At 72.2% G+C, this 15,697-nt stretch carries 15 protein-coding genes; 10 read left to right on the top strand and 5 right to left on the bottom strand.

Going from position 1 to position 15,697, the window contains the following annotated elements:
• Positions 1-31: 31 nt before the first annotated feature.
• Both ACGF3H_RS26240 and ACGF3H_RS26235 read right to left on the bottom strand, forming a co-directional pair.
• A complete protein-coding gene (locus ACGF3H_RS26240) occupies positions 32-1,432 on the bottom strand; it encodes a sulfatase-like hydrolase/transferase (RefSeq protein WP_362488914.1) in 1,401 nt (466 codons plus the stop codon).
• A gap of 59 nt (positions 1,433-1,491) precedes the next feature.
• Positions 1,492-1,587, bottom strand: a complete 96-nt coding sequence (locus ACGF3H_RS26235; RefSeq protein WP_362488916.1) for a putative leader peptide — start codon at positions 1,585-1,587, stop codon at positions 1,492-1,494.
• A 192-nt stretch (positions 1,588-1,779) separates the two neighbouring features.
• Here ACGF3H_RS26235 and ACGF3H_RS26230 point away from each other — a divergent pair, with 192 nt between their 5' ends.
• Positions 1,780-2,595 (top strand): alpha/beta hydrolase, encoded by an 816-nt coding sequence (locus ACGF3H_RS26230; protein WP_362488918.1) that lies wholly within the window; start codon positions 1,780-1,782, stop codon positions 2,593-2,595.
• 24 nt (positions 2,596-2,619) lie between these two features.
• Here the strand turns inward: ACGF3H_RS26230 and glgX are convergent, their stop codons facing one another.
• The gene (gene glgX, locus ACGF3H_RS26225) at positions 2,620-4,878 is read right to left on the bottom strand and encodes a glycogen debranching protein GlgX (protein ID WP_362488920.1); all 2,259 of its coding nucleotides are present in this window, start codon (positions 4,876-4,878) and stop codon (positions 2,620-2,622) included.
• 163 nt (positions 4,879-5,041) lie between these two features.
• On the opposite strand from glgX, the gene ACGF3H_RS26220 reads away from it, so the two are divergent.
• The 4 genes from ACGF3H_RS26220 to ACGF3H_RS26205 all read left to right on the top strand — a co-directional run bounded on the left by ACGF3H_RS26220 (position 5,042) and on the right by ACGF3H_RS26205 (position 9,401).
• Positions 5,042-6,283, top strand: a complete 1,242-nt coding sequence (locus ACGF3H_RS26220; RefSeq protein ID WP_362488921.1) for an Ig-like domain-containing protein — start codon at positions 5,042-5,044, stop codon at positions 6,281-6,283.
• 144 nt (positions 6,284-6,427) lie between these two features.
• A complete protein-coding gene (locus ACGF3H_RS26215) occupies positions 6,428-7,684 on the top strand; it encodes an Ig-like domain-containing protein (RefSeq protein WP_393590164.1) in 1,257 nt (418 codons plus the stop codon).
• A 173-nt stretch (positions 7,685-7,857) separates the two neighbouring features.
• Positions 7,858-8,625, top strand: a complete 768-nt coding sequence (locus ACGF3H_RS26210; RefSeq protein WP_362488923.1) for an enoyl-CoA hydratase-related protein — start codon at positions 7,858-7,860, stop codon at positions 8,623-8,625.
• Positions 8,626-8,897: 272 nt separating this feature from the next.
• A complete protein-coding gene (locus ACGF3H_RS26205; protein WP_362488925.1) occupies positions 8,898-9,401 on the top strand; it encodes an ATP-binding protein in 504 nt (167 codons plus the stop codon).
• 335 nt (positions 9,402-9,736) lie between these two features.
• On the opposite strand, the gene ACGF3H_RS26200 is transcribed toward ACGF3H_RS26205, so the two are convergent.
• Positions 9,737-10,171, bottom strand: a complete 435-nt coding sequence (locus ACGF3H_RS26200; protein WP_362488927.1) for an Rrf2 family transcriptional regulator — start codon at positions 10,169-10,171, stop codon at positions 9,737-9,739.
• Between the two features lie 127 nt (positions 10,172-10,298).
• On the opposite strand from ACGF3H_RS26200, the gene ACGF3H_RS26195 reads away from it, so the two are divergent.
• The 4 genes from ACGF3H_RS26195 (at position 10,299) to ACGF3H_RS26180 (ending at position 14,062) form a co-directional block, all read left to right on the top strand.
• Complete coding sequence (locus ACGF3H_RS26195; RefSeq protein WP_362488929.1) at positions 10,299-11,048, top strand: SDR family oxidoreductase; 750 nt, start codon at positions 10,299-10,301, stop codon at positions 11,046-11,048.
• Positions 11,049-11,398: 350 nt separating this feature from the next.
• Complete coding sequence (locus tag ACGF3H_RS26190; RefSeq protein ID WP_362488931.1) at positions 11,399-12,178, top strand: polysaccharide deacetylase family protein; 780 nt, start codon at positions 11,399-11,401, stop codon at positions 12,176-12,178.
• Positions 12,178-13,359, top strand: a complete 1,182-nt coding sequence (locus tag ACGF3H_RS26185; protein WP_362488933.1) for a hypothetical protein — start codon at positions 12,178-12,180, stop codon at positions 13,357-13,359. Before ACGF3H_RS26190 ends, ACGF3H_RS26185 begins: the two co-directional genes overlap by 1 nt.
• A 94-nt stretch (positions 13,360-13,453) precedes the next feature.
• The gene (locus ACGF3H_RS26180; protein WP_362488935.1) at positions 13,454-14,062 is read left to right on the top strand and encodes an ADP-ribosyltransferase; all 609 of its coding nucleotides are present in this window, start codon (positions 13,454-13,456) and stop codon (positions 14,060-14,062) included.
• Here ACGF3H_RS26180 and ACGF3H_RS26175 read toward each other — a convergent pair.
• Positions 14,044-14,712, bottom strand: coding sequence for a GNAT family N-acetyltransferase (locus tag ACGF3H_RS26175; protein ID WP_362488937.1), 669 nt, complete (start codon positions 14,710-14,712; stop codon positions 14,044-14,046). The two genes, ACGF3H_RS26180 and ACGF3H_RS26175, sit on opposite strands and share 19 nt — an antisense overlap.
• A 46-nt stretch (positions 14,713-14,758) precedes the next feature.
• Here ACGF3H_RS26175 and ACGF3H_RS26170 point away from each other — a divergent pair, with 46 nt between their 5' ends.
• The gene (locus ACGF3H_RS26170) at positions 14,759-15,673 is read left to right on the top strand and encodes a MerR family transcriptional regulator (protein WP_362488939.1); all 915 of its coding nucleotides are present in this window, start codon (positions 14,759-14,761) and stop codon (positions 15,671-15,673) included.
• Positions 15,674-15,697 lie beyond the last annotated feature (24 nt).

The raw sequence follows: 15,697 nt of genomic DNA, 5'->3' as shown, positions 1-15,697 counted from the left end.
AGCGCACCGGCCGATGTGCCGTGTCCCCGCGTCAGAGCGCCGGGTACGGCAGCAGCGTGCCGTCCACCTTCTCCCACGCCGCCTTCAGCTCCGCGAGCAGCCCGGGCCGGTCCGCGGCGAGGTCGGCCTGCTCGCGGGCGTCGGCCGCCAGGTCGAACAGGTGGTCCCGGCCGTCCGCGTCGCGGTAGTACTTCCAGTCGCCGCGTCGCAGGGCCCGGTTGCCCCGCACCCGCCAGAACAGGTCGCGCTCGGGCACCTTCTCGCCGCGGAGCAGGTAGCCGGCGAAGCTGTGCCCGTCGAGCGGGTAGGCCGGGTCCGGCCGGGCGCCGCCCAGCTCCAGCAGGGTGGCCGTCCAGTCGGGGGAGAACACCGGCTCGTGGCTGACCTGGCGGGCGTCGACGCCGGCCGGCCAGCGCAGGACGGTCGGCACCCGGATGCCGCCCTCCAGCAGTTCGGACTTGCCGCCGCTGAGCGGCCACTGGTAGGAGAAGCGCTCGCCGCCGTTGTCGCTGGCGAAGACGACGAGCGTGTTCTCCTCCTGGCCGGAGCGGCGCAGCGCGGCGAGCACCCGGCCGACCGAGGCGTCCAGGTTCTCGACCATCTCCCGGTACTTCTCCACCGAGCCGCCGTCGTTGTGCAGCAGCGCGCCCAGCACGTTCCCCGAGCGGATCTCCGCGGCGATCTCCGCGCCCGTCTCCGCGTCGTCCTCGGTCAGCCACGGCCAGTGCGGGGTGGTGAAGTTGAGGTTGAGCAGCCACGGCCTGTCGTGGTCCCGGCCGACGTACTCGACGGCCCGCTCGGTCAGCACCGTGGTGTAGTACCGCAGGTCCTGGTAGGTGGCGTCGCCCTCGTACAGGTCGTAGTCGCCGAGCTGGCCCAGCTTGGAGAAGTACTCCAGGGCGCCGCCGAAGTTGCCGAAGAACTCGTCCCAGCCCGACTTGGTGGGGCTGTAGTCCGGCAGCCAGCCGCAGTGCCACTTGCCGATCAGGGCGGTCGCGTAACCGGCCTTCCTCAGCAGCGAGGCGAGCGTCGGGTGGTTCGGGTCCAGGCCCTGGGTGCGATTGCCGATGGGTTCGGCGAGACCGCCCTTCGTGCGGCCCGGATAGCGGCCCGTGTACAGACTGAACCGCGTCGGGGAGCAGGTCGCCGAGCCGGAGTAGGCGTCGGTGAACCGCACCCCCTGCGCGGCGAGCCGGTCCAGGTTCGGCGTCCGGATGTGCGGGGCGCCGTACGACGACAGATCGGCCCACCCGAGGTCGTCGCCGAGGATGAACAGGATGTTCGGGCGTCTGCGCGGGCGGGCGGAGGCGGGGCGGGAGCGGAACGGGCGTTCGGCGGGGGCGGCCGAGGCGGTGGCGGACGTACCGGCGACGGCCGTCACCGCCCCGCCGCCGACCAGGCCACCGAAGACACGACGGGATATCTCGGGCATGCGTGATCCAGGGGAGAGAAGGGGGCGAGGAGAGGAGGGGGGAGGCGTGAGGGCGCGGGTCAGCGACAGACGGCGCCGGACTGGCGGCACAGGTCGACATGGCGCCGCGCCACGAGCACGGCGCATCCGCACCGGTGAACGGCTGGAGGCCTCATGACCTGGGACGCTGTCAGCGGGGCCGGTGCCCGGTCAAGGAGATCACCGGCGCGTTCACGAAGCCGACAAGGAGCCGCAACACACCGCGACGGGGCCGGACCGCGTCGGCCCTTACCCCGGAGGGAATGGCCCGCCCCCGCCGCCCGGCCGAGACTGGAGCCCGGTCCGAGACCACCACCGAGGGGGAGCCCATGTTCTTCGAGACCCACGACGGCACCCGGCTGGCCTACGAGGAGCACGGGGAGGGCGAGCCCCTGCTGTTCGTCGCCGGCTGGGCACTGAACGGCGACATGTGGGAGTACCAGATCCCCTTCTTCGTCGAGCGGGGCTACCGCTGCGTCACCCTCGACCGGCGCGGCCACGGCCGCTCCGAACGGCCCTCCCGGGGCTACGACCTGGACACCTCCGCCGACGACATCGCGGCACTGCTCGACCACCTCGGCCTGCGCGACGTGACGATGATCGGCCACTCGGTCGGCGGCGCCGAGGTGGCGCGCCACCTCGCCCGGCACGGGCGGGAGCGGGTGGCCCGGGTGGCGTTCGTCTCCGCCGTGCTGCCGTTCCTGCTGCTCACCGACGACAACCCCGAGGGGGCGCCCGAGGCCGCGCTGGAGGCGACGCTGCGCGCCTTCCGCACCGACCGGCCCAAGTGGTTCGCCGACCGGGCCCAGCCCTGGTTCGCCACCCACCTCGGCAACGACGTCTCGCCCGCGCTGATCGACTGGACCATGAGGCAGTGCCTGTCCACCGCACCCTGGGCGCTGGCGCGGCTCTTCGAGGCGGCGTTCCGGTACGACCACCGCGCCGCGCTGGCCGCCGTCGACGTGCCCGCCCTCGTCGTGCACGGCACCGCCGACGCCTCGGCCCAGATCGAGCGCACCGCCCGGCGCACCGCCCGGATCGTGCCGGGCGCGGAGCTGATCGAGTACCCGAACGCCGGACACGGCCTGTTCATCACCCACCGGGACCGGCTCAACGCCGATCTGCTGACGTTCCTCGAGCGGTGACCCGGGACCAGAGGGTGCTGCCGCTCAGCCCGCCCTGAGCAGCAGCACCGTCCGTCCCGGCACCGTGACCGGGCCTCCCGCCGCGTACTCCTCGCCCGGCGCCCGCGACTGTTCCTCCCGGCCGGTGTCCACGACCACCTCGTACCGCTCCGCCCACGGCGCCCCCGGAAGCACGAAGTCCACCGGCCGGTCACCGGCGTGCAGGACGGCCAGGAAGCTGTCGTCGGTGATCGGCGCCCCGCGCTCGTCCCGGCCGGGAATGTCCCGCCCGGACAGGTACATGCCGAGGGTGGCGGCGGGGGCGTACCAGTCGCCCTCCGTCATCTCCGTGCCCCGGGCGGTGAACCAGGCCAGGTCGCGCAGGCCGTCCGCGGAGTGGGCCCGGCCGGAGAAGAAGGCGCGGCGGCGCAGCACCGGGTGCCGGTGGCGCAGCGCGATCAGCCGGGAGGTCAGCTCGAACAGGGGCCGCCAGTCCGGGTCGTCCAGCAGGCTCCAGTCCACCCAGCCGATCTCGTTGTCCTGGCAGTAGGCGTTGTTGCTGCCGCGCTGGGTGCGCCCCATCTCGTCGCCGGCGACCAGCATCGGCACGCCGGTCGACAGCAGGAGCGTGGTCAGCAGATTGCGCAGCTGCCGCCGCCGCAGCGCGCGGATGTCCTCGTCGTCCGTCTCCCCCTCCGTGCCGCAGTTCCAGGACCGGTTGTCGTCCGCGCCGTCCCGGTTGCCCTCGCCGTTGGCCTCGTTGTGCTTGCGCTCGTACGACACCAGGTCGCGGAGGGTGAACCCGTCGTGCGCGGTGACGAAGTTGACCGACGCGTACGGCCGCCGCCCGCCCCAGGCGTACAGGTCGCTGGAGCCGGACAGGCGGTAGCCCATCTCCCGGACGTCCGGCAGGGCGTGCCGCCAGAAGTCCCGTACGGCGCCCCGGTAACGGTCGTTCCACTCGGTCCACAGCGGCGGGAAGGCGCCCACCTGGTAGCCGCCCGAGCCGACGTCCCACGGCTCGGCGATCAGCTTCACCCGGCGCAGCACCGGGTCCTGCGCGATCACCGCGAGGAACGGGGAGAGCATGTCGACGTCGTGCATCGAGCGGGCGAGCGCCGCCGCCAGGTCGAAACGGAAGCCGTCCACGCCCATCTCCGTCACCCAGTACCGCAGCGAGTCGGTGATCAGGCGCAGGACGTGCGGCTGGACGACGTGCAGGGTGTTGCCGCAGCCGGTGTAGTCGGCGTAGCGGCGGGCGTCGTGCTGCAGGCGGTAGTAGCCGCGGTTGTCGATGCCCTTCAGGGACAGCGTCGGGCCCAGCTCGCCGGCCTCCGCCGTGTGGTTGTAGACCACGTCGAGGACGACCTCGATGCCGGCGGCGTGCAGCGCCCGCACCATCCGCTTGAACTCGCCGACCTGCTGACCCGTGGTGCCGGAGGCCGCGTAGGCGGCGTGCGGGGCGAAGTAGCCGATCGAGTTGTAGCCCCAGTAGTTCTTCAGGCCCCGCCTCAGCAGGTGGTCCTCGTGCGCGAACTGGTGCACCGGCAGCAGCTCGACGGCCGTCACGCCCAGCTTCACCAGGTGCTCTATCGCCGCCGGGTGCGCCAGACCCGCGTACGTGCCGCGCAGTTCCTCGGGGATGCCGGGGTGCCGCTTGGTGAAACCGCGCACGTGCAGCTCGTAGATGACCGAGTCCGCCCACGGCGTCTTGGGCCTGCGGTCGTCCGACCAGTCGTCGTCGTCGTGGACGACGACGCCCTTGGGGACGTACGGCGCCGAGTCCCGGTCGTCGCGCACCGTGTCCGCCACATGCTGCTCGGGCCAGTCGCGGACGTGCCCGTACACCTCGGGCGGCAGCCCGAACTCGCCGTCCACCGCGCGGGCGTACGGGTCGAGCAGCAGCTTCGCCGGGTTCCAGCGGGCGCCGGTCCACGGGTCCCAGCGGCCGTGCACGCGGTAGCCGTAGCGCTGCCCGGGCAGCACGCCCGGCACGAAGCCGTGCCAGACCTCGTGCGTCAGCTCGGTCAGCCGCACCCGCCGCTCCGCACCGCCGGGACCCCGCTCGTCGAACAGACACAGCTCGACCGCCTCCGCCCCGCCCGCCCACAGCGCGAAGTTGGTCCCCGGCACCCCGTCCGGACCCGCCCGGAACCGGGCGCCCAGCGGCACCGGCGTGCCCGGCCAGGCCGGCTCGGCGGGCGGCGGCGCGGCACGCCGCGCACCGTTCACCACGACGGCGGGGCGCCCGTCCTCGGCGGCCCGCTTGCCGGCCACCGCCTCCTGCTCGGCTGCGCTGGACACCTGTCAGCCTCCTGCGGCTCGTGGAACGACGTCGCAGTGACGGGAAAATGGGCGCACGGTGTCCCGACCGCTGCTCCCCGTCGCGTCGTCCTCCCCACTGTTCTGCCCACCCCGTGGCTCGCACTCACGTTTCCCCAGAGCCGGCCGGTCGTTACGGGTGGATGTGAGGCACGTACATGGGCGCGCACGGCGCGCGGGGGCCGCGCTGGCCGCCGTAATGACATGGGCAGGACTGCTGGCCGGGGCCGCCGGATGCACCTCGGGCGGCAGCGGCGGCATCGGCTCCGGCATCGGGGAGGTGTTCGGCAAGCCGCCCGCCCCCGAGGACGCCATCCGCGTCACCCCGGACGACGCGAGCAAGGGCGTCCGGCCGGAGAGGGAGCTGTCGGTGCGGGTGCCCGAGGGACGCCTGGAATCGGTGAAGGTCGTCAAGTCGCAGGACGCGCAGGAGAGCCCGGTGCCCGGCCGGATCTCCGCCGACGGCCTCAGCTGGGAGCCCGCCGACGACCGGCTCGCGCTCGCCGCGAAGTACACCGTCGACGCCGTGGCCCTGGACGGCCACGGGCGCCGCTCCGCCCGGCACACCACCTTCACCACCTACGTCCCCGAGGAACGCTTCATCGCGTACACCGCCCCCGAGAACCGCTCGGTCGTCGGCACCGGCATGATCGTCTCGCTGGAGTTCAACCGGGAGATCACCGACCGCGCCGCCGTGGAACGCGCCGTCTCCGTGACCGCGAAGCCCGCCACCGAGGTCCGGCCCCACTGGTTCGGCAAGGACCGCCTCGACTTCCGGCCCCGCACGTACTGGAAGCCCGGCACCGAGGTCACCGTCGCCCTGGAGCTGCGCGACGTGGAGGGCGCACCGGGCGTGTACGGGCTCCAGCACAAGACGTTCTCCTTCACCGTCGGCCGCAGCCAGGTCTCGCTGGTCGACGCGGTCGAGCGGACCATGGAGGTGCGCCGGGACGGCGCCCTGGTGGCCACCGTGCCGATCACCGCCGGGGCGCCGTCGACGCCCACCTACAACGGCAAGATGGTGGTCACCGAGCTGCTCGACGTCACCCGCATGAACAGCCGCACGGTCGGCTTCGGCGGCGAGTACGACATCCCGGACGTCCCGCACGCCATCCGCCTGACCAGCTCCGGCACCTTCCTGCACGGCAACTACTGGGCGCCCGACGACACCTTCGGCCGGGCCAACGTCAGCCACGGCTGCGTCGGTCTGCGCGACGTCAAGGGCGGCGGGTCCGACACCCCGGCGGGCTGGTTCTTCGACCGCAGCCTGGTCGGTGACGTCGTCGAGGTCGTCCACAGCAAGGACAAGAAGGTCGCCCCCGACAACGGCCTGGGCGGCTGGAACATGAGCTGGAAGGCGTGGAAGGCGGGCGGCGCGGTGCGGTGAGCCGACGCACCACGGCGCCAACTCGGTACGGAACAGTGACAATTCCTCTGGCCGCAACGTCCCTGGCCTGCGGTTACGATGCGCCGGTGCGCGAGGGCGCGCACTGGGGCGCGGGCCGGACCAGGCCCGGCGAGGGGAGACAAGGTGAACGTGCGTCCGATATCGGGGACGTCGTCGGCCGGCATCCGGGGGCGGAGCGGCAGGAGAGCCGGCAGGAGCCTGCCGGCGCTGATGCTCGGCGTGCTGCTGGCGGTCAGCGCCTGCGGCGGCGGCGCGGACCCGGGATCCGGGGACGGCAAGGGCGGCGACGCCAAGGACGCCACCGCCGCACAGAGCAAGCAGTCCGAGGCGGTCGTCACCATCGCGCCGGCCAACGGGGCGAAGGCCGTCGACACCAGCGGCGCCCTCAAGGTCGCCGCCGCCAAGGGCAAGCTGACCGAGGTCGTGGTCGAGGACGCCGAGGGCGACCCGGTCGAGGGGAAGATATCCGGGGACGGCGCCACCTGGACGCCGTCCACCCACCTGGCCGCCTCCACCGCCTACACCGTGCACGCGGTCGCCAAGGACTCCGAGGGCCGCACGGCGGCGGAGGACTCCCGCTTCACCACGCTGACGCCGGAGAACACCTTCATCGGCACCTTCACTCCCGAGGACGGCTCGAAGGTCGGCGTCGGAATGCCGTTCTCGATCCGCTTCACCCGGGGCATCACCCACCCCGAGGACGTCGAGAAGGCCATCCGCATCAAGACCGAGCCGGCCGTCGAGGTCGAGGGCCACTGGTTCGGCAACGACCGCCTGGACTTCCGTCCCGAGAAGTACTGGCAGGCCGGCACCAAGGTCACCGTCGACCTCGACCTCGACGGCGTCGAGGGCCGCGAGGGCGTCTACGGCGAGCAGACCAAGACCGTCTCCTTCACCGTCGGCCGCAAGCAGGTCTCCGTCGTGGACGCCAAGAAGCTCACGATGCGGGTCGAGCGGGACGACAAGGTCCTCAAGACCGTCCCGGTCACCACGGGCGCCCCCGGGTACGAGACCTGGAACGGCAAGATGGTCATCACCGAGAAGCTCGCCGTGACCCGCATGAACGGCGAGACGGTCGGCTACGGCGGCGAGTACGACATCAAGGACGTACCGCACGCCATGCGCCTGTCCACCTCCGGCACCTTCATCCACGGCAACTACTGGGGCGGCGACGCCTTCGGCAACCGCAACGCCAGCCACGGCTGTGTCGGCCTGCGCGACGTGCAGGGCGGCTGGGACGGCAAGACGCCGGCCGCCTGGTTCTTCGACAACTCGCTCGTCGGTGACGTCGTGGTCGTCGAGAACTCCGACGACGAGACCATCGCCCCGGACAACGGCCTCAACGGCTGGAACATGTCCTGGGAGCAGTGGAAGGCCTGAGCCCTTCGGTGCGGACCGCGCACGGCCCCGGTGCCCCTCGACGCGAGGTACGGCACCGGGGCCGTCGGCGTCAACCCCCGTGTTGCGCCTGCCTGGGGGCAAGCCCCGGACTGCCGGTCGAGTGTGAGCGACGGCACCGACGACAGTCGTTAGTCGCCGTTAACCTGCTGTGCATGACCGTACATCTGGAAGTCGCGGACGGCGTCGGCACGCTGCGCCTGGACCGCCCGCCCATGAACGCGCTGGACATCGCCACGCAGGACCGGCTGAAGGAGCTCGCCGAGGAGGCCACGCGGCGCGAGGACGTGCGCGCCGTGGTCATCTACGGCGGCGAGAAGGTGTTCGCGGCGGGCGCGGACATCAAGGAGATGCAGGTGATGGACCACGCGGCGATGATCGCGCGTGCCCGTGCCCTGCAGGACTCCTTCACCGCGGTGGCCCGCATCCCCAAGCCGGTCGTCGCCGCCGTGACGGGATACGCGCTGGGCGGCGGCTGCGAACTCGCCCTCTGCGCCGACTTCCGCATCGCGGCGGACAACGCCAAGTTCGGCCAGCCCGAGATCCTGCTCGGCCTGATCCCGGGCGCGGGCGGCACCCAGCGCCTGTCCCGCCTGGTCGGCCCCTCCAAGGCCAAGGACCTGATCTTCACCGGCCGACAGGTGAAGGCCGACGAGGCACTGACGATCGGCCTGGCGGACCGCGTGGTGCCCGCCGCCGAGGTCTACGAACAGGCGCACGCCTGGGCCGCCCGCCTCGCGAAGGGCCCCGCGATCGCGCTGCGCGCGGCGAAGGAGGCGGTCGACACCGGCCTGGAGACGGACATCGAGACCGGCCTCGCCGTCGAACGGAACTGGTTCGCGGGCCTGTTCGCCACCGAGGACCGCGAGCGCGGCATGCGCAGTTTCGTGGAGGAGGGCCCCGGCAAGGCGAAATTCGTCTGACACCGTTCCCAGCCCTTGCAATTGACGTGATGTCTGATCCGGGTCCCTCGATGGGGCGGCTTATGGCAGCCTTAACGCACCACTAAGCGCGCCTTGTCGAGGGAGTTCCCCGATTGTCTCCGGCCGAGCAGTCCGCGCAGGTCAGCGCCGCCGGCCGCGGTCCCGAACTGCCCCTGGCACATGCCACACGCCTCCCTGAGGGTCCCGGCTCCGCGCCGGCGCATTCACCGGGAACCGCCCCGGAGTCCGCCGAGTGCGGCCATGATGGGGGAATGGCGGGGCTGGAGGGTACGGAACAGCCGCGGGGAGCCGGACGTGCGACCGCGGCGCGCTGGTCGCCGGCGGTCGAGGACGAGTACGCGCTCAAGGCGCTGGAGCTGTACGGCAATCCGACGGAGTGTGACGTTCCGTTACCGTCCCGTCCCGAGTCCGCCGCCATCGCCCGCCGCCTGGCCCAGGTGGTGGCACTGCGTCAGTGGCACCTGTCACCCAAGGTGACGGAGGACACCGTCCTGCTCGTCTCCGAACTGGTCGGCAACGCCGTACGCCACACCGGCGCCCGCGTCTTCGGCCTCCACATGCGCCGCCGCCCCGGCTGGATCCGCGTCGAGGTCCGCGACCCCTCCCGGGGGCTGCCCTGTCTGATGCCGGTCCAGGAGACGGACGTCAGCGGACGCGGCCTCTTCCTGGTCGACAGGCTCTCCGACCGCTGGGGGGTGGATCTGCTGCCGCGCGGCAAGACCACCTGGTTCGAGATGCGGGTCTCGGACCGCTGAGCCGGCGCCGCGTCGACTGACCGGCACCGCGCCGCGCCCGCTGACCGGCCCGCCCCGCGTCGCGCCACTCGGCATCACGCCGCGCCGCACCGCACCGCACCGCACTGAGCCTCCGCCAACTCGAAGGCGCAGGTCAAAGGGCTGGTGTGACCGGCTCTGCGGGTGCTCACGCTGGTCGTCGGCGGCAGTCTGCGGAGTAGATCGCCCGTCAGCGCCTGACTTCGAAAACCGGAGCGAGAGATGACGCAACCGGCATGGGCGTGACTGGTTGCCCGGCTGTTCACTGGCTGGGGCATCAATGGGGATCTTGGTGATGTCAAGGCGTAACGGGGAGGCTAGCGAGGTGCCGCGAGTACGTCCCGGAGCACGTTCTCGAGCGTGACGCGGGCCAGCTCGTGTCTCAGGGTCTCCTCGATGCCCTCGTAGATGCTCTGCATCGCCGGCTGGATGCCGTGACCCACCACGCATCCCTGGTCCGGGGTGGTGCGGTGCATCGCGAACAGCGGGCCGGGTTCCACTGCCTCGTACACGTCGAGCAGGGTCATCGACTCCAGCTCGCGCGCCAGCGACCAGCCCGCGCCCACGCCCCGCCGGGACTCCACGAGCCCTGCCCTGCGCAGCTCGCCGAGCAGCCGCCGGATCACCACGGGGTTGGTGTTCGCGCTGGTCGCGATCTGCTCGGAGGTGGCGACCTCATGGCCCTGGCGCTGGTAGAGACCGATCCAGGCCAGCGCGTGGGCGGCAATGGTCAGCCTGCTGTTGGCACTCATGATGCCCTCCTCTCCGACGCAACGCTTCATGTTACGACGGCGCAGTCGTAACAGTTAAGGTTGCAACCACCTGTCGTAACAATTAGTGTTGCGACTGCGGGAAGGGTCGATCAACGAGGTGGGAAGAATGAGCAAGCCACTCATGGGCAAGGTCGCCTTGGTCACCGGGGGGTCGCGCGGACTGGGAGCCGCGACCGTACGGCTGCTGGCCGAGCAGGGCGCCGACGTCGCCTTCACCTACGTCAGCTCCGAGAAGCAGGCGCAGGCCGTCGTCGACGAGGTGCACGGCAAGGGAGCCAAGGCCGTTGCCTTCCAGTCCGACCAGGCGGACACGAGCCGGGCGCCGGCGCTGATCGACGACGTGGTCGCGCACTTCGGCGGCCTGGACATCCTCGTCAACAACGCGGCGATCTCCGTGGCCGGCACGGTGGACGACCCGGACGCCGACACCGCCGCACTGGACCGGATGCACGCCACCAACTACCTCGGCGTGATCGCCGTCACCCGGGCCGCCTCCCGAGTGATGCGCGAGGGCGGTCGCATCATCACGGTGAGTTCCGGACTGGGCTCCCGGGTGGGCGCCCCCGGCCTTGCCGACTACGCGGCGACCAAGTCCGGGATCGAGAGGTACACCATGGGCGTCGCACGCGACCTCGGGCCCCGGAACATCACGGCCAACGTCGTGGAGGCCGGACTGATGGAGGGCGGCATGGAACCGCCGGACCCCGAGACCCTCAATGCCCTGGTCAGCTCGCTGTCCCTGCAACGCATGGGGCACCCCGACGAAATCGCCGCGGCGATCGCCTTCCTGGCGAGTCCCGCCGCGTCGTACGTCACGGGCGCGGTGCTGGACGCCCACGGCGGCTACAACGCCTGAGCCGGCACCCCTGCCGCGCGCCCCGAAGGGCATCGCGCCTTCGGGGCGCACACGGCCGACGACCCGCGACAAGGCGTACGACTCTCGGCGAACGATCTTCTCCGCGGACTGCCGCCCACGACCGGAGTGCGTCCCCTGTGCGCGGGTCACACCAGCCCTTCGACCTGCGTCTTCAAGCTGGTGGAGGCTCACTGCGCCGCACCGCACGGCGCGGCGTCCGCTGACCGGCACCGCATCGCACCGCGCCACCCCGCACCGTCCCGCGCACTCGGTCGCCGGGGTGCCCGTGGGACCGGCCGCCGTTCGGACGAATCACCCCTTTTCGGGCACGACGCCCCTTAAATGGTGCGGTGACCACGACCGACCGCCGAACCGCACTGGCCGCGTGCGCCGGACTCGTCGCCGCGGGAGCGCTGACCACCGGATGCGGCACGAAGGGCGCCGTCGCGCACCCCGCCGCGCGCCCCTCGCCCTCCACGCCGGCCCGGCCCCGCCCGCCCGCCGCGCCCGCGCCCCGCCGATTCCCCGGCCGTCCCGTCCAGATCGCCCACGGCCCCCGCGACCGCCCACGCGTCGCCCTCACCTTCCACGGCCAGGGCGACCCCGCCACCGCGCGCGCGATCCTGACCGAGGCCGAACGGCACGGCGCCCGCGTCACCGTGCTCGCCGTCGGCACGTGGCTGGACGCCCACCCGGAACTGGCCCGCCGGATCCTCGACGGCGGCCACGACCTCGGCAACCACACCCAGCGCCACCTGGACGTCAACGCCATGACCGAGGCGGAGGCGTACGCCGAGATCACCGACTGCGCCCGGCGGCTGAAGCGCCTCACCGGCTCCATCGGCACCTGGTTCCGGCCCTCCCGCGCCGCCCGCGCCTCCCCGCTCGTCGAACGGCTGGCCGTCCGCGCCGGATACCCGCACGTCCTCTCCTACGACGTCGACTCCCTCGACTTCACCTCGCCCGGCGCCCCCACCGTCACCCGCACCGTGCTCGGCGCGGTCCGCGGCGGGTCCGTGGTGAGCCTGCACTTCGGCTACGCGGACACGGTCGCCGCCCTCCCCGCCCTCCTGGAAGAACTCGACCGCCGCGGCCTGCACGCGGTGACCACCACGGAGCTGATCGGCTGATGCACGCCAGAACCCTCACCCGCACCCTGATCGCGGGCCTCGCCCTCGTCGCCCTCGCCGCCTGCGGTGACGGACGGCAGCAGTCCGGCGGGACCCACCCGAGCACCCGTGCCGCCAAGGCCACCCCCGCCGAGCGGAGACCCGCCGTCGACGGCCTGCCCGGCATGCCGCCCGTCCTCGACCCGAAGGACGTCTACGCCGCCGACCGTCCGAACAAGCTCTCCCCGGTGGTCAAGGACTTCCCCTCCCGGGTCTACGTCCCCAACACCGAGTCGGACACCGTCACGGTCATCGACCCGAAGACCGACAAGGTCGTCGACACCATCCCGGTCGGCCGCCAGCCCCAGCACGTGGTGCCGTCCTGGGACCTGAAGACCCTGTGGGTCAACAACGACCGGGGCAACACCCTCACCCCCATCGACCCGCGGACGGGCGAGGCGGGCACACCGGTCGACGTCCACGACCCCTACAACCTGTACTTCACGCCCGACGGCCAGTACGCGGTCGTCATGGCCTCCCTCGACCGGGAACTGGTCTTCCGCGACCCGCACACCATGAAGGTCGAGAAGACCGTCCCCGTCACCTGCTACGGCGTCAACCACGCGGACTTCTCCCTCGACGGGCGCTACTTCGTCGTCTCCTGCGAGTTCAGCGGCGAACTGCTCAAGGTCGACACCCGCAGGATGGAGGTCGTCGCCCAGCAGAAGCTCCCCTTCGACGGCGCGATGCCGCAGGACGTCAAGATCTCGCCCGACGGCAAGAAGTTCTACATCGCCGACATGAAGGCCGACGGCATGTGGGTGCTGGACGGCGACACCTTCGCCACCCCCACCCTCCTGCCCACCGGCAAGGGCGCCCATGGCCTCTACGTCGGCCGCGACTCCCGCGAGATGTACGTCTCCAACCGGGGCGAGGGCACCATCTCCGTCTTCGACTTCGCCCGCGACGAGCTCACGAAGAAGTGGCGCCTGCCCGGCGGCGGCAGCCCCGACATGGGCGGCGTCTCCGCCGACGGCAAGGTCCTGTGGCTCTCCGGCCGCTACGACGCCGAGGTGTACGCCCTCGACACCCGCACCGGCGAACAGCTCGCCCGCATCAAGGTCGGCAGCGGCCCGCACGGCCTCGCCGTCTACCCGCAGCCCGGCCGCTACTCACTCGGCCACACCGGCATCTTCCGCTGACCGCACGGGAGTTCGTGGCAAGGAGGTCCGGTCGACACGCCACCATCGGGTGATGATCCGCGGCCCGCCCCCGCGGAGCCGGGATCGTACGCGCATGATCACCACACGCCTGCGGCGCCGGGCGGCCGCCGCCGTCCTGTCGCTCTCCGCCGTCCTCGCCACCTCCGCCGCCGCCCCCGGCGCGGCGGCTCCGGCGGCGGCACCCGCGAAGGCCGCCCCCGCCTGCCCCCAGTTCGACGACAAGGTCAAGGCGGCCGCCGACCGGGACGTCGACGTCGCGCGCATCACGCCCCGGCCGGTCTGGCGCACCACCTGCGGCACCCTCTACCGCAGCGACAGCCGGGGCCCGCAGGTCGTGTTCGAAGAGGGCTTCCACGCCAGGGACGTGCACGACGGCCAGTACGACCTCGAGAAGTACGTCCTGGTCAACCAGCCCTCGCCGTACGTGTCGACGACCTACGACCACGACCTGTACAAGACCTGGTACAAGTCGGGTTACAACTACTACGTCGACGCGCCCGGCGGCGTCGACGTCAACAAGACCATCGGCGACACCCACAAGTGGGCCGACCAGGTCGAGGTCGCCTTCCCCGGCGGCATCGACCGCCGGTACGTCATCGGCGTCTGCCCGGTCGACAAGCAGACCAAGACCGAGATCATGAGCGAGTGCGAGAGCAACCCGCACTACGAGCCCTGGCACTGACCGCCCGCCCGTGAGGGAGGGAGGAACAGCGCCTCCGACCCCACCGGCCGATACCCCGCCGCCTGGAACGCCCGCAGACTGCGGGCGTTCCCCGGCGACACCTGGGCCCACACCGGCTCGCCCCCGGCCAGCTGCCGCGCCGCCGTCACCAGTCGCCGCCCCAGCCCCCGGTGCCGTGCCCCCTCCGCCACCTCCACCGCGACCTCCAGCCGCCCGGCGACCCCGCGGCCCAGCACGAGCACCCCGCCGTCCGCCGCCCACACCCGCACGTCCTCGCGCCGCCGCCGCGCCGAGACCACCCGCGGATGCCCGGGGCCGGCGACCTCCGTCAGCGCGAGCCGCGGGGGCCCCGCCAGCGGCGCCCCGGTCAGCAGCACGTCGGTCGTGTCGGTCGTCCGGCCGGTCCGCTCCATGAGGGCCGCCAGGAACCGTGCGTTCATCGTCGCGGCGTAGGGATCGCACTCCAGGGAGCCCAGCGTCTCGCGCACCCACCCCTCGTCCTCGTCCGTGAAGACGACCGAGTGCGCCGTGAAGGCGATGACACCCGCGTCCCGCGGACCGGGCTGCGCGACCACCGTCGTCCCGCCGTCCGGCGGCGGGAAGGTACCCCGCGCCGCCGCGTCCAGAATCTGCCGCAGGCTCTCCGTCACCGTGCCCCTTGAGTCTCCACCCACTGGAAGGCCCAGACTCCCAGACATGACCGACGACGGCACCGGACTCATGACCATCGGCGAGCTGGCGCGGACCACCGGGCTGACCGTGCGCACCGTCCGCTACTGGTCCGACGAGGGCGCGCTGCCCCCGGTGACCCGCTCCGCGGGCGGCTACCGGCTCTACGACGCGGCCTCGGTGGCCCGCCTGGAGCTGATCCGCACCCTGCGCGAACTGGGCCTCGGCCTGGACGACGTACGCCGGATCCTGTCCGGCGAGACGACGGTCGCGCAGGTCGCGGCGGCGCACGTGAGCGCGCTGGACGCGCAGATCACGTCGCTGAAGGTGACCCGTGCGGTGCTGTCGACCGTGGCGCGACGCGGCTCGACCGCGGAGGAGATGACCCTGATGAACAGACTGGCGCGCCTGTCGGCGGCCGAACGCGGCCGGATCGTCGAGGACTTCATGACGGAGATCTTCGACGGGATCGACACGGCGGACCCCGACGTGCGCCGCCGGCTGCGCTTCACGGCGGCCACCCTGCCCGACGACCCGACGCCGGAACAGGTGGACGCCTGGGTGGAGCTGGCCGAGCTGATCCAGGACCCGGGCTTCCGGGCACTGATGCGCAGGATGGTGGAGTTCAACGCGGCCGACCGGGGGCCGGACGTGCCTCCCGGCACGTCCATGTGGTTCGTCAGCCGTCTGGTGCAGCTCGCGGGCGACGCGCTGCGCCGGGGCATCGCCCCCGGGGCACCCGAGGCCGGGGACGTCCTGCGCCCGCTGCTCGGTGACGCCGACCCCGCCGCCGTGCTGGAACGCCTGACCGCGATGACCGACAGCCAGGTGGGCCGGTACCGCGAGCTGTCGGCCGTCGTGGGCGGTCTCGGGCCCCAGCCGACGTACGAGGAGGAGTTCGGGTGGGTGGTCGCCGCACTCGAGGCCCGCACGGGCAGCTAATCTGACCTGCGTCAGTGGCGTGCG

This window comes from Streptomyces sp. NPDC048185 (assembly GCF_043202495.1).
Lineage (GTDB): Bacteria > Actinomycetota > Actinomycetes > Streptomycetales > Streptomycetaceae > Streptomyces.
This window is presented reverse-complemented; position numbering and strand designations above follow the sequence as displayed.

What these genes read in the sequence shown, in the direction of transcription:
- ACGF3H_RS26230 (WP_362488918.1), top strand. Translation starts at nt 1,780, where the DNA reads ATGTTCTTCGAGACCCACGACGGCACCCGGCTGGCCTACGAGGAGCAC.
- ACGF3H_RS26180 (WP_362488935.1), top strand. Translation starts at nt 13,454, where the DNA reads ATGATCACCACACGCCTGCGGCGCCGGGCGGCCGCCGCCGTCCTGTCG.
- ACGF3H_RS26200 (WP_362488927.1), bottom strand. Translation starts at nt 10,171, where the DNA reads ATGAGTGCCAACAGCAGGCTGACCATTGCCGCCCACGCGCTGGCCTGG.
- ACGF3H_RS26205 (WP_362488925.1), top strand. Translation starts at nt 8,898, where the DNA reads ATGGCGGGGCTGGAGGGTACGGAACAGCCGCGGGGAGCCGGACGTGCG.
- ACGF3H_RS26170 (WP_362488939.1), top strand. Translation starts at nt 14,759, where the DNA reads ATGACCGACGACGGCACCGGACTCATGACCATCGGCGAGCTGGCGCGG.
- ACGF3H_RS26185 (WP_362488933.1), top strand. Translation starts at nt 12,178, where the DNA reads ATGCACGCCAGAACCCTCACCCGCACCCTGATCGCGGGCCTCGCCCTC.
- ACGF3H_RS26240 (WP_362488914.1), bottom strand. Translation starts at nt 1,432, where the DNA reads ATGCCCGAGATATCCCGTCGTGTCTTCGGTGGCCTGGTCGGCGGCGGG.
- ACGF3H_RS26210 (WP_362488923.1), top strand. Translation starts at nt 7,858, where the DNA reads ATGACCGTACATCTGGAAGTCGCGGACGGCGTCGGCACGCTGCGCCTG.
- ACGF3H_RS26235 (WP_362488916.1), bottom strand. Translation starts at nt 1,587, where the DNA reads ATGAGGCCTCCAGCCGTTCACCGGTGCGGATGCGCCGTGCTCGTGGCG.
- ACGF3H_RS26195 (WP_362488929.1), top strand. Translation starts at nt 10,299, where the DNA reads ATGAGCAAGCCACTCATGGGCAAGGTCGCCTTGGTCACCGGGGGGTCG.